At 65.6% G+C, this 12,224-nt stretch carries 11 protein-coding genes and 1 pseudogene; 4 read left to right on the forward strand and 8 right to left on the reverse strand.

What is annotated here, in order from left to right; translation table 11 throughout:
* Positions 1–65: 65 nt before the first annotated feature.
* Both ACV7NQ_RS37465 and ACV7NQ_RS37470 read right to left on the reverse strand, forming a co-directional pair.
* Entirely contained in the window at positions 66–740 is a 675-nt protein-coding gene (locus tag ACV7NQ_RS37465) for a response regulator (RefSeq protein ID WP_463363866.1), read from the reverse strand.
* The gene (locus tag ACV7NQ_RS37470) at positions 737–2,338 is read right to left on the reverse strand and encodes an ATP-binding protein (RefSeq protein ID WP_463363867.1); all 1,602 of its coding nucleotides are present in this window, start codon (positions 2,336–2,338) and stop codon (positions 737–739) included. Before ACV7NQ_RS37470 ends, ACV7NQ_RS37465 begins: the two co-directional genes overlap by 4 nt.
* A gap of 209 nt (positions 2,339–2,547) precedes the next feature.
* Here ACV7NQ_RS37470 and ACV7NQ_RS37475 point away from each other — a divergent pair, with 209 nt between their 5' ends.
* The 3 genes from ACV7NQ_RS37475 to ACV7NQ_RS37485 are packed head-to-tail and all read left to right on the forward strand — an operon-like array spanning position 2,548 to position 5,420.
* Positions 2,548–3,399, forward strand: a complete 852-nt coding sequence (locus tag ACV7NQ_RS37475) for an ABC transporter ATP-binding protein (RefSeq protein ID WP_463363868.1) — start codon at positions 2,548–2,550, stop codon at positions 3,397–3,399.
* A gap of 14 nt (positions 3,400–3,413) precedes the next feature.
* Positions 3,414–4,286, forward strand: a complete 873-nt coding sequence (locus tag ACV7NQ_RS37480) for an ABC transporter permease (protein ID WP_463363869.1) — start codon at positions 3,414–3,416, stop codon at positions 4,284–4,286.
* Positions 4,287–4,346: 60 nt separating this feature from the next.
* Positions 4,347–5,420: an ABC transporter substrate-binding protein gene (locus ACV7NQ_RS37485; protein ID WP_463363870.1), complete on the forward strand. Its 1,074-nt coding sequence runs from the start codon at positions 4,347–4,349 to the stop codon at positions 5,418–5,420.
* Between the two features lie 184 nt (positions 5,421–5,604).
* On the opposite strand, the pseudogene ACV7NQ_RS37490 reads toward ACV7NQ_RS37485, so the two are convergent.
* From ACV7NQ_RS37490 to ACV7NQ_RS37515, 6 genes and pseudogenes are all read right to left on the reverse strand, one after another.
* A pseudogene (locus ACV7NQ_RS37490) lies at positions 5,605–5,811 on the reverse strand (acyl-CoA dehydrogenase family protein); the annotation flags it as partial.
* Complete coding sequence (locus ACV7NQ_RS37495; RefSeq protein WP_463363871.1) at positions 5,808–7,199, reverse strand: MFS transporter; 1,392 nt, start codon at positions 7,197–7,199, stop codon at positions 5,808–5,810. The pseudogene ACV7NQ_RS37490 and the gene ACV7NQ_RS37495, both read right to left, overlap by 4 nt.
* Positions 7,196–7,756, reverse strand: coding sequence for an isochorismatase family protein (locus tag ACV7NQ_RS37500; RefSeq protein ID WP_463363872.1), 561 nt, complete (start codon positions 7,754–7,756; stop codon positions 7,196–7,198). The genes ACV7NQ_RS37495 and ACV7NQ_RS37500 overlap by 4 nt, the downstream gene beginning before the upstream one ends.
* 124 nt (positions 7,757–7,880) lie before the next feature.
* Positions 7,881–8,333, reverse strand: a complete 453-nt coding sequence (locus tag ACV7NQ_RS37505; protein WP_463363873.1) for a MarR family winged helix-turn-helix transcriptional regulator — start codon at positions 8,331–8,333, stop codon at positions 7,881–7,883.
* A 348-nt stretch (positions 8,334–8,681) separates the two neighbouring features.
* Entirely contained in the window at positions 8,682–9,656 is a 975-nt protein-coding gene (locus ACV7NQ_RS37510; RefSeq protein ID WP_463363874.1) for a cytochrome c oxidase assembly protein, read from the reverse strand.
* Positions 9,657–10,244: 588 nt separating this feature from the next.
* Complete coding sequence (locus tag ACV7NQ_RS37515; RefSeq protein WP_463363875.1) at positions 10,245–11,096, reverse strand: LysR family transcriptional regulator; 852 nt, start codon at positions 11,094–11,096, stop codon at positions 10,245–10,247.
* A gap of 83 nt (positions 11,097–11,179) precedes the next feature.
* Between ACV7NQ_RS37515 and ACV7NQ_RS37520 the strand changes: the two genes are divergently transcribed.
* Complete coding sequence (locus ACV7NQ_RS37520) at positions 11,180–12,184, forward strand: bile acid:sodium symporter family protein (protein WP_463363876.1); 1,005 nt, start codon at positions 11,180–11,182, stop codon at positions 12,182–12,184.
* Positions 12,185–12,224: the final 40 nt, after the last annotated feature.

The following is a 12,224-nucleotide window of genomic DNA, read 5'->3' on the forward strand; positions in this document are numbered from 1 at the left end:
GCTGAAAGTGAAACATCGGCCGACGCGGCCCGCCCGGACACGGTCTGGCGGACTTCTGAGCAATGTCAGCTGGGCGCCCGGTAGCGCTGCTCGGGCCGACCGAGGCCGCCGTATCTCAGGTGCAGTTGGATGACGCCCTGCTGGGCAAGCAGGGACAGATAGCGCTGCGCGGTGGGGCGGCTGATGCCGACCATGGCCGCCACCTCGGTGGCCGACACATCGGGGTGAGAGTCGCGGACGGCGTCCAGGATCAAGGCCATGGTCGGCGCCGAATGCCGCTTTGGCAACGAGGGGCCGGTGGGCGTGCGTAGCGCCGAATAGAGGGCGTCGACGTCTTCCTGGCTGGCCTCGCCGAGGTCGCGCATCCGTTGGTGAAGATCCCGGTACGCGGTCAGCTGATCGCGCAATCTGGTGAAGCCGAAGGGTTTCACCAGATAGTGCACGGCACCGAGCTGCATCGCGCCCCGAATGTTGTGCGCGTCCCGTGCGGCCGTGATGACGATGAAGTCCGGATGCTGCAGGGCGGCGTCGGTGACGGTGTGGACCAGGTCCAGCCCGTGCCCGTCGGGCAGGTACAGGTCGAGCAGCACGAGATCGGGTCGCAGATCGGCTGCCGCCCGAACCGCGTCGTGCACATTGTGGGCCTGGCCGACCACGGTGAACCCGATGACCCGGCCGACATAGGCGGCGTGGATACGGGCGACACGGAAGTCGTCATCGATGATGAGGGTGCGAATCATGGTGTGGCTCTCCACATCGTTGTGGGTTCACGGTCGGGTAGCACGACCGTGAAGGCGGGGCCGGGCCCCTCGGTAACGCTGATCTCGCCGCCCAATCGGCTTACCTGGCGGCGCACAATGGCAAGGCCGAGCCCTCGCCCGCCGTCCGAACGAGCGGCCTTCGTGGTGAAACCGGCCTTGAAGATCGAGGCGTCCGCGGGCACCCCCGGACCGGTGTCACTGACCCGGATGGTGAGGTGACCGTCGTCGCGCCGCAGCCGGATGGTGACGTGGGCCGACTCCGGATCGAGCAGCGCGGCCGCGTCGATCGCGTTGTCGATAAGGTTGCCGAGAATGGTCACCACGGCGTTGGCGTCAGCGAGCGGTCCTGGCAGCCAGGAGTCCTCGGTGAGCAAGAGGGTCACCCCGCGTTCGGCGGCCACCGACGCCTTGGCCACGATCAGCGCGGCCACCACGCGGCTGTCGATCACCGCGCTGACCGATTCGGCGAAATCGTCGGTCAGCCCCGAAACGTCGGTGAGGTAGGCGAGCGCCTCGACGGTGTCGCCCAGTTCGAGCAGACCGGCCAGGGTGTGCAGCCGGTTGGAGAACTCGTGTTGCTGGGCCCGCAGCGCGTCGGTGAGACCCCTGGTGCTGGTGAGTTCGCGCAGTAGATCCTCGATCTCGGTGCGGTCGCGCAACGTGGCCACCGCGCCGAGCGCCCGGCCGCGGAGGTTGACCGCGAGCCGGTTCACGACCAGGCTGCGCTCGTCGGTCAACACGACCTGGTCGGCCCCTTCGATCTCGCCGGAGAGCACCTCGCGCAGCCTGCCCTCGGGCAGCAGTTCGGCCAGTCGTTGCCCGAGCACGCCGGTGTGCACGTCCAGCAGCCTGCGGGCCTCGTCGTTGATCAGCGTGATCCGGCCGTTTCGGTCGAAGGTGACCACGCCCTCCCGCACGCCGTGCAGCATGGCCTCGCGTTCCTGCAGCAGGGCGGCGATCTCGTGGAGTTCCAGTCCGAAGGTCGTCCGCTTGAGTCGGTGGGCAAGCAGGAGCGCCATGAACGCGCCGAGTGCGAGTGCGAGTGCGGTGTAGAGGCCGACGGCGGGCAGGTCCTGGGCGAACTGGAGATCGACCTGTTCCTCGAGGATGCCCGCGGACACCTCGCCGATGATCGCGCCGTCCGGCCCGTGAACCGGAGCCTTGCCGTTGGCCGAGCGACCGAGGCTGCCCCAGTCGAGGCCGGTGTGCGGACGGCCGTCCAGCGCGATGACCGGTTCCTCGACAACTCTGCCGATCAACGCGGAGTTGGGGTGCGACAGCCGGGTGCCATCGCTCGTGATGACCACGACGTAGCTCACGTCATCGGTGCTCTGCCGGACCTGTTCGGCGAGCGCCTGGACAGTGCCCGAGGGGTCCTGCCCGGCGGCTACCGCCGCGCTGATCGCGGGCATGGCTGCCACGGTCTCGGCGATGGCCAGCGCGCGTTGTTCGTACTGGCGGTCCAGCACATCCCTGGTGTGTTGCCGGTACAGGAAGAAGCCGATTGCCACCGTGATGATGAGGATTGTCACCTGGCCCACCAGGATCCGGGTGGACAGCTTCGCGCCGCGTGTCACACGTAACTCTTCTTCATTGATTGCCGCCGCGGGGAGTTCAAGTGTGCATCACCGCGGGCCTCGATGAGAAGTGCCGTGGCGTGCACAGAAGGCTCACAATGCCCAGTTAGGCCCGCTAGTCGCACAACCCTCGCATGCGTTTCCATGCCATTCGCCGCTATCTACGCTCCTGTGAAACACGTCACATTCAGGCACCGCGAGGCGGACCAATGATCAGTACTGAGCAGCGCACCGAGGTCGGCGACCGGAGCGCCGACGCCACCGCGACCATCGAACTCCGGTCTGTTACGAAACGATTCCGCACCCCGGACGGCGGCGCGTACACCGCCCTGCGTGACCTCGACCTGACCGTCGGCCCCGGCGAGTTCTGCGCGGTGGTCGGCCCCACTGGCTGCGGCAAGTCCACCACGCTGACCCTGGTGTCCGGCCTCGAGCGGGCGTCCGAGGGTGAGGTCCTCGTCGACGGGGAGCCGGTGCGTGGCATCAATCCCGGTATCGGCTTCATGTTCCAGAACGACGCCGTGCTCCCGTGGAAGACCGTGCTGGGCAATGTCGCCGCAGGGCCACTGTTCCGTGGGCAGAGCAAGGCCGACGCGTTCGCCAGGGGGCGGGACTGGCTGCGCAGGGTCGGCCTGTCCGGCTTCGAGAACCATCACCCGCACCAGCTCTCCGGCGGCATGCGTAAGCGGGTCGCACTGGCGCAGAGCCTGATCAACGAACCGCGAATCCTGTTGATGGACGAGCCTTTCAGTGCGCTGGACGTACAGACCAGGTCGATCATGTCCGACGAACTGCTCGATCTGTGGGAGCAGACCCGTCCCTCGGTCGTATTCGTCACCCACGACCTGGAGGAGGCAATTGCCTTGGCGGACAAGGTGGTTGTGATGACGGCGGGGCCGGGCACGATCAAGGCCACCTTCGAGGTGGATCTGCCGCGCCCACGCACGGTCCAGGAAATCCGGTTCGATCCCCGGTTTGTCGAGCTGTACCAACAGATCTGGGAGTCGCTGCGCGACGAGGTCCAGCTCGCCTATGCCCGCACCTCGAGCCTTACCGAATGACCGGGAGAGAATCCATGTCCACCATCGTAAAGTCCCACGCCACCGAAAGATCGAGCGTCACCGAGAGTCAGCGGTCCCGCCGGGCAGCCCGCCGTCGCAGCATTCTCGTCCACGGAATCCAGGTGGGATTGTTCGTCCTCATCTTCGGCGGCTGGGAGTTGGCCAGCCGATGGGGTCTGATCGATAGCTTCTTCTTCGGCAGCCCCAGCGGCATCGTAGACCAGCTCACCCAATGGGCCAAGTCGGGCACCGACGCGGGTTCGCTGTGGGAGCAGATCGGCGTGACCCTGCAGGAGGCGCTGCTCGGCTTCGCCATCGGCGTTGTGCTCGGTGTCGTGTCCGGCATCGCACTGGGTCGGATCCAGCTGCTGGCCGAGGTTTTCGCGCCCTACATCAAGGCGCTCAACGCGATTCCCCGTATCGTGCTCGGTTCGGTTTTCGTCGTGGTGCTCGGGCTCGGGTTGTCCTCCAAGGTTGCCCTGGCCGTGGTGCTGGTCTTCTTCGTGGTGTTCTTCAACGCCTTTCAGGGCACCCGTGAGGTCGACCGGAACTTCATCGCGAACGCACGCATCCTCGGCGCCAGCCCGACCCAGGTCACCTGGCAGGTGGTGCTGCCATCGGCCCTCACCTGGATCATCGCCAGCCTGCACAGCTGCTTCGGATTCGCGCTGATCGGCGCGATCGTCGGGGAGTTCCTCGGCGCCCAAAAGGGACTCGGGCTGCTGGTCCGTCAGGCGCAGGGCAACTTCAACATCGACGGCGTGTTCGCCGCGATGGTGATCATGGCCGTGCTCGCGCTGGTCGCCGAGGCCGTGATCACCCGCCTGGAACGACGCCTGCTCGCCTGGCGTCCCCCGCAGCTGTCCGACATGGAACTGGCCGCGTGACCGCTTCACCTACCCCGAACTCCTGACCGCTCCGGTCGCCCACTCATTTCAAGGAGAATCATGTCCATCAAGACCGTCAAGACCGTCAAGACCGTCAAGACCGTCAAGACCGTCACGATCGGCGCGACCGTCGCGCTGCTCGCGCTCACCCTCACCGCCTGCGGTGGTTCGTCCAGTTCGGGTCCAAGCGCCGACGGCATGGATCACGTCAAGATCATGGTCGGCGGTATGAACAAGCAGATCTACCTGCCTGCCATCCTGGCCAAGCAACTCGACCTCTACGCCAAGAACGGCCTCCAGGTCGAACTGTCCGACGAACCGGCAGGAGTGGACGCGGAAACGCAGATGCTGGCCGGAAATGTCGACGGCGTGGTCGGTTTCTATGACCACAACATCGACCTGCAGGGCAAGGGCAAGGCGACCGAGTCGGTGGTGCAGATGGCTCAGGTGCCTGGCGAGGTCGAAGTGGTGTCCACCCAGGCGACCGACGTGCACACCTTTGCCGACTTCAAGGGCAAGAGCGTCGGCGTGACCGGTCTGGGCTCGTCGACCAACTTCCTCACCAAGTATCTGGCCGTCCGCTCCGGGCTCTCCCCGGATCAGGTCACCTCGGTGGGCGTTGAGGCGGGCTCCACCTTCATCGCGGCCATGGAACAGAACAAGATCCAGGGCGGCATGACCACGGAGCCGACGATCACTGCGCTGCTCAAGAAGGGTGACGCGAAGGTCCTGATCGATATGCGCACCGAAGAAGGTGCCCGCGCCGCCCTCGGCGGCACCTACCCCGCCGCTTGCCTGTACATGACCACCAGCTGGGTCAACAACCACAAATCGGCGGCTCAGAAGCTGGCCAACGCCTACGTGCAGACCCTGAAGTGGATCAGCACCCACAGCGGCGCCGAGATCGCCGACAAGTTGCCCGCGGACTACACCAGCAACGCGAACATCTCCAAGGACGACTACAGCAAGGCGCTCGACGCGGGCAAGGCGATGTTCACCGCCGACGGCATCATGCCGGCGGATGGCCCGCAGACCGTGCTCAACGTGCTGAACTCCTTCGACCCCACTGTGAAGGGCAAGCAAATCGATCTCAGCAAGACCTTCACCACGGAGTTCACCAAGAACGCCCACTGACCACGATCTCGTGCGTGCTTTCGGTGCCCAGGCACCGAAAGCACGCACGTCGGCACGGGGAGGTGCGGACCGAGATCAGGACAGTGCGTCATCTCCCGAAGAAAGCGGGCATCGCCGCGCCCCCCGGTACTCGCCATTCTGTCCTGACAGCGGGTGGTCCTGACGGCAGGCCGCTACGTCCGCATGCGGGACGGTGACGCTCGATCAGCACTGCCTCGTGCGCGAAAGTGCCACCGCCACCGCCGTATTCCCCGGGGATGGACAGGCAGAGCGGGCCGAGTTCGCCCGCCTTGTGCCACAGGTCGTGGTCGACATGGTGCTGGTCGATGTATTTGTCGACGTTCGGTGCGACTTCCTTCTCGAAGAAGGCGCGCGGCGGCTGTCGACTCACTGGTGCGCGAGTGCGGGGATCTTCCTGTCGAGGATGGCCATCAGCAGGACGACGACGCCGATGCCGACGATGACGAACGCGACGACATGGAATCCGGCGTCGGTCGCGGCGGATCCGAAGGCGATCCCGATGAGACTGGAGGAGAAGATCGCGCCGAAGTAGGCGAACGTCCGGTAAAGCCCCGAGGCGATCGCGATCTTATCGGCCGGCGCCTGCACATAGAGGGCCGCCTGGTTGGCGAAGCCGCTGAAGCCGTTGGCGAGACCGAAGAGCAACGACATACCGATCAGGATGAGCACTGAAGACGTGTGGCTGATCGAGAGCATGATCCCGCCGGTCAGGAGCATCGAGATTGCGCTCAGGCTGAGGGGCCAGCGCACCCAACCGCGTGCGGAGACGAGCCGGGCGACGACGATACTGATGGCCGAGAGCGGCAGCATGATCAACCCCACCTGGGATGCCGTGTAGTGCGCGCTCTGCTCCATCCACTGGGTCGTGCCGTAGAGCGCCGTGTAGATGCCGAGCGCGACGATCATCTGGCGCAGATAGGTGCGCAGCAGTTGCTGGTTGCGGCCGAGCATGCGGACGTCGACGAGGGGACTGCGGCTGCGTCGTTCCCAGACGATAAGGGCCGCGCCGAGCGCGACGGCCGCGGGCAACAACCACCAATTCGGTGATCGCAGGCTGGAGAGGAACAGCAGCAGGCTGGTGATCGTCCCGGCGAACAGCGCGATGCCGGGTAGGTCGATCGTCGTGACGACAGAATCACGGCCTGCCTTCGCTGTCGGACCGACCTTCGCGACGCCGATGAACGTGAAGATCAGAGTGACCAAGGCGAGTGGCACATTGACGAAAAAGATTGCACGCCAACCGAAGACTCCGGCAAGCAGGCCGCCGAGCGGTAGGCCGATGACGGTGGTGACCTGGGAGGCAATGGAGAAGTTTCCCAGGACCCGGCTCGGCACACCGGTTTTCATCTCGTCCGCTCGCTTGCGCACCAGCGCCATGGCGGACGGATAGGCGGCCGATGTGCCGACACCGATCAGTGCCCGGGAGAGCAGCAGGAAATTGAAAGCCGGTGCGGTCGCACCGATTACGCCCGCGATGAGTAGGACGGCCAGTCCGGTGACGAAGATGCGGCGGGCGCCGAAGATGGTGGCCAGCTTGCCCATGGTCGGCTGCATGATCGCGCTGGAGAGATAGAGCACGGAGATGAGCGACGCCGTGGTGCCCGGCCCCTTGTGAAAGTCCAACCCGATACCGACCAGACCGGTGGCGAGCATCGCACTGTTGATGGGGTTGAGGGTCGACCCGAGCAGCAGCGGACTGCTGAATCGCCAACCGAATGGTTTGTCGAGGGTGGTGGCCGTGTCGGTCGCGGTAATCATGACCGGCTGGTCAGGACGTCCAGGGCGTCCTGAGTGGTGCCCTTCTCGGCGATGCGCGGGAAGATTTCCCTCACGCTGTGCTCGTGTCTGGCAAGGACCGAATCGGTCATGGCGTCGACCGGCAGGGTTACGTGAAAGCCCTGCTCGTGCGCGTCCCTGGCCGTCGACTCGACGCCACTGCTGGTGGCGATGCCGGTGACGACCACCTGGGTCACACCGAGCTCCCGAAGGCGTTGCGCCAGGCCGGTTCCTGTGAAGGCGCTGCGCGCGTGCTTGGTGACGGTGATGTCGTCGGGCTGCTGCTCCAACTCCGGAAGCAGATCGGTCCAGCTCTCGGGGAAGGTGTGGCCGCCGGTTCCCGCGTCGGTGCGGCCCGTCGGCGCCCCCGCCACGTTGACGAGCACGACCGGCAGGCCGCGGCTGCGGAACGCCTCGAGCAGCGATGTCGAGCGTTCGACGATGTCGGTGACCGGGTGCGCGAGTGGCAAAGCGACGATGCCGCACTGAAGATCGACGACGATGAGGGCGGTTTTCGGATCGAGGGTGGTGATGGGCATGCTGATGTCCTTTCGGTGAAGAAGGCTCCGATCACTGTGAAATCGGCAGGGCGAATAAAGACAGGCGCCTACTGGCGCATGCCTGATCGACTCGGCGCAATTGGTCGGTCGCGACGACGGCAGGTCAGGAGGACTGGGCCAGACGTTTCAAAAGCTCTGTGTTCGAGGACAATTGCTTGATCTCGTCGGCGGAGAGAGTGGCTTCGATCGCGTGGGTCAGCCAGTCCTCCCGCGCGCGCCGCCCGGTGCGGAATTCCTCGCGCGCGGCGTCGGTGACGCTCAGCATCGTCTTCCGGCCGTCGGTCGGGTCGGGGGAGCCGCTGACTAGTCCGGCCGCTACGAGGGCGTCGATGATCTTCGCCATCGACTGCGGACGAATACCCTCGGCGCGAGCGAGGGCCGTTGCTGTCGCCGAACCGTCGCGCTCGAGGCGACCGAGGACCGACGTCTGCGACCTCGTGAGATCGCTGCCGTCTACCTGCTCGCGGAGCCTGCGCATGAGCTGTCCGAGCGCGACTCGGAGTTCGCCCGCCAAGACGGACAGCTCTGCTGGCGGCTCGGTCCGCTGTGTCCTCATATTTGAAGCCTACTATTTATTAAGCCAACTGTACAGTTAGCTTAGTAAACCTTCTTCTCGATCACTTCGCGAGTGCGGTCTCGAACAGTGGCAAGACCTGCACAACTCCTGGCCCCTCATCAACGAGGCACTTACCAGGTAACCGTCCTTGCGGTGTTGGTAGCTTCAACGTTGCTCAGACGTTCGAACCGACCACAGTCGGTACGTCGCCGCGGCGGTGTCCGACGTGCGCAGACCGGGAGGGTGCGGCGATGAAACGAATCGGCTAGGCGCTGATCGTGCTTTCTTTGCCTCCGGAGCCACCGACGCGTGGGAGCCAGCCGGTGCCGCCGCAGTACGACTGCGTGGTCAGTGCTGTCGCCGGAAACGGTCCTGTAGTTGCGGGTCGTTCTGCCACCACAGCGTCGAAGTCGGATTGGGCTCCGCCGGATCGTCGAGATCCGCTGGGCGCGTGCCGGATTCGGCTTGCAGAGCGTCGAGTTCGACGTCGATGCGGGCCCCGGCGCGCCGCTCGTCGGCTCGGAAAGCCCGCATCAGCACGAACAGGAAGGGTAAACCGAGCACATCGGCGACTATCCAGAGGATTCCCGCGCCGATGGTCTGATCGGTACTCGGCGACGGCCCCCACGTGCGGCCGAGCGCGGCATAATAGTCGGCGGCGATGGCCGGCCCCAGCCAGATCACCACGCCCAGCACCCCGTCGCCGAGGGTCTCCGCGATGGTGATGACCAACGAGATCACCTGCGAGTATCGACGCGGCACCGGATCGACCTGAACGCGGGAGTAGAAGTAGGCGAATCCGACCACGACCAACACCATGTGGGTCAGCATGTCCACCGATTCGTCCTCGAGCACGGCGCGATACCAAGGCGTCAAATACAGCAACCACGGCGTGGCCAGCATGATGAGCGAGGTGACCGCCGGATAGGTCAGCAGGCGGGCCACCCGGCTCGCGAGCGCGGCGTCGATCCTTTCTCGACGAGTGATCGCCCCGCCGTTCCGCAGCACCGTGACCGGCTTGCCGAGCGCCAACCCGAACGGCACGACCAACAGGAGCATGAGCACCTGGAGGGCCCGGACCCAGAACAGCGTATCCGCGTACACCCCAACGAAACTCATCGTCGCCAGCACCCACGTGCCGAGGCCGACGCCAAGGAAGCACGACATCCGCGCCGCGCTCACACCCTTGCCAACGCGCGCGGCGGCGGAATTGCCGCGCCAGTAACCGACGCCCAACACCGCGACCACGAGCGTCGTCGACCAATCCCACTGCCAGGAATCGAGCACGCTGAACACCGACAACGGAGTCTGTACATACGCCACCGCCCGAGTATGCGCCTGGCGGATCTCACCGTCCGCGCACACCCTGCGGTGACCCAGGCGTCCCACTGGTCGGCGGTTATGTCTGGGCTGACGATCTGTGCCCAGTCGATGTGGTGTTTTGTGTTCGAGTTTCCTGCGGGTTGCGGCGATCCGCGCGATGCGGCGCCCTAGCACGTCCCGCGCCTCCCCGGGCTCGGCATCGGCAGGTAGGACAGGGCAGCGGGAATTCGGGAAACTCCGCCCTGGGCTCCCGGTCACGAAAATGACAGGCGCCGCGAGTATCGATGTGAAGGACATCAGCGGATAGCGTGGCGCCGCTGGAATCTTCTTCACGAGTGCCGCGAGCGAGCGCGGCGGCCAGGCAGCACGCCACCGCGACGATAACCGTGGCCCAGCGCACGCTTGCCGGTATCGCATCGGGATCGAACGCCGCGTAGAAGAAGTTGTGCCAACTCATCGACATCGAGCGCACCGCGGCGCGGTAATACATGTGCGGAGTCTGTGTTGTGATTCCCGAGGCGTACAGCGCCCCCGCCAGGGCGGCTGTGCCGAGCAGGGCTCCGCGGGGATCGTCGGCTGACGGGCGGGTCAAAGTCCGTGCAGGCGATGGGCATTGGCGGTGATGGCGTCGCGCAAGGCCTGTTCCGGGCGGGTGAGGTGCGTCCGGCGATGCATCAGGACGAATTCCAGGTCGCCGAGGTCGGGCAGGCGCGGGTCGTCGATCTTGACGAGGCCGTCGGGCAGCAGGCTTTCGGCGTGAATGGCGTAGCCGAGCCCAGCGAGCGCGGCGGCGCGCAGGCCGAGTTGGCTGTCGCTGACGCAGGTGGTGCGCCAGACCCGGCCCTCGCGCTCCAATGCCCGCAGCACGATGCGCCGGGCGAGGCTGGGCTCCGGGTAGGTCACCAGCGGAACCGGGTCATCCGGCCCCGTGGCGCCGGGCGGGCCCGCGAACACCAGACGGTCACGCCAGATCAATTCGCCGTGTCGTTCGCCGGGTATGCGTTTGCCGAACACCAGATCCAACTCGCCGGACTCCATGCGAGTCTTCAGTGTCTCGCTGAGCCCGACGGTCAATTCGAGATCGACGCCGGGATGGGTGCGCCGGAATTCCAGCAGGACGTCGGGGAGTTCGCTGGCTACCAGATCGTCGGACGCACCGAACCGGAGCAGGCCGGTGAGGGTCGAACTGCGAAAGTACAGCTCGGCCTGACCGTGCGCGGCGAGGATGGTGCGGGCGAAGCCGACCATCGCGACGCCGTCGGCGGTGAGCGCGAGGTTTCGGGTATCGCGGCGCAGCAGCACCCGCCCGGTCGCCTTCTCGAGCCTGGCGATGTGCCCGCTGATCGTGGACTGCCGCAGGCCGAGGACCTTGCCCGCGGCCGTGAATCCGCCCGCCCGTTCGACGGCGAGGAAGGTGCGCAGCAGTTCTGGGTCGAGCACGCCTCAATTTATCACACATACGGTTTTCATATATCTGATTGAGCGCCTATCGCGATCAATAGCCGGTCCGTAGCGTGATCAGCGTGAAGTACCTCAACAAGATCTACATCGACGGGTTCGTGCTGGGGATCGTCGGATGCGCGGTTTTGGCCAGCGTCTTTCCGGCCCAGGGCACGATGGCGGCGGTAGTGGACCAGGGTACGAAGATCGCGATCGGCCTGCTGTTCGTGCTCTACGGCGCTCGGCTGGAGCCGCGGGAAGCAATCGCGGGACTGCGGCATTGGCGGTTGCACGCCGTGGTGCTCAGCGTCACGTTCATCGTGTTTCCGCTCATCGGGCTGGCGCTGCGGATGCTGGTTCCCTCCGTGCTGACCAATGACCTCTATACCGGTGTGCTGTTCATGTGCCTGGTGCCCTCCACGGTGCAATCGTCGATCGCCTTCACCTCGATCGCCCGAGGCAATGTCGCGGGCGCCGTCGTCAGCGCCTCGCTGTCGAACCTCGTCGGCGTCTTCGCGACGCCGCTGCTGGTGGTGTTGCTGATGAACACCACCGGTACGGCTGAGGTCAAGCCGTCGGCGGTGCTGGTCATCATGGTCCAACTCCTGCTGCCGTTCCTGGTCGGCCAACTACTGCGACCCCGCCTTCGATGGCTGCTGCGGCGGCCCGCGTTACTCAGGGTGGTCGATCGGGGGTCGGTGCTCCTCGTGGTCTATTCGGCGTTCAGCGCCGGTATGGCCGAACACATCTGGGGTCAACTGTCGATATGGCGCGTGCTCGCCGCCGCGGCGGTCTGCGCCGGTCTGCTCGCCGCGGTCCTCGCCATGACCGCAGCGGTCGGCAAGGTCGCGGGCTTCTCGGTGCCCGACCGGATCGTGTTGGTCTTCTGCGGATCGAAGAAGGGCCTCGCGGCCGGACTATCGATGGCGGCGGTGCTCTTCGCCGGGCGGCCGGTCGGGCTGATCGTGCTGCCGCTCATGATCTTTCACCAGATCCAATTGATCACCTGCGCCATCCTCGCCCAGCACTTCGCCCGCAGACCGGAATCTGTCGACGAGGTGGTCGGCGTGCCGGTCGGCTCGCCATAACTCTCGGAGAGGATTCCTTCCGCTGGCGATGCTAATAGTT

The sequence above is a fragment of the Nocardia sp. Tas62D01 genome, from assembly GCF_055232035.1.

Bases quoted from the DNA above. Each gene is read 5' to 3' on its own strand.
- ACV7NQ_RS37465 (WP_463363866.1), bottom strand. From the start codon at position 740: ATGATTCGCACCCTCATCATCGATGACGACTTCCGTGTCGCCCGTATC.
- ACV7NQ_RS37475 (WP_463363868.1), top strand. From the start codon at position 2,548: ATGATCAGTACTGAGCAGCGCACCGAGGTCGGCGACCGGAGCGCCGAC.
- ACV7NQ_RS37480 (WP_463363869.1), top strand. From the start codon at position 3,414: ATGTCCACCATCGTAAAGTCCCACGCCACCGAAAGATCGAGCGTCACC.
- ACV7NQ_RS37485 (WP_463363870.1), top strand. From the start codon at position 4,347: ATGTCCATCAAGACCGTCAAGACCGTCAAGACCGTCAAGACCGTCAAG.
- ACV7NQ_RS37495 (WP_463363871.1), bottom strand. From the start codon at position 7,199: ATGATTACCGCGACCGACACGGCCACCACCCTCGACAAACCATTCGGT.
- ACV7NQ_RS37500 (WP_463363872.1), bottom strand. From the start codon at position 7,756: ATGCCCATCACCACCCTCGATCCGAAAACCGCCCTCATCGTCGTCGAT.
- ACV7NQ_RS37505 (WP_463363873.1), bottom strand. From the start codon at position 8,333: ATGAGGACACAGCGGACCGAGCCGCCAGCAGAGCTGTCCGTCTTGGCG.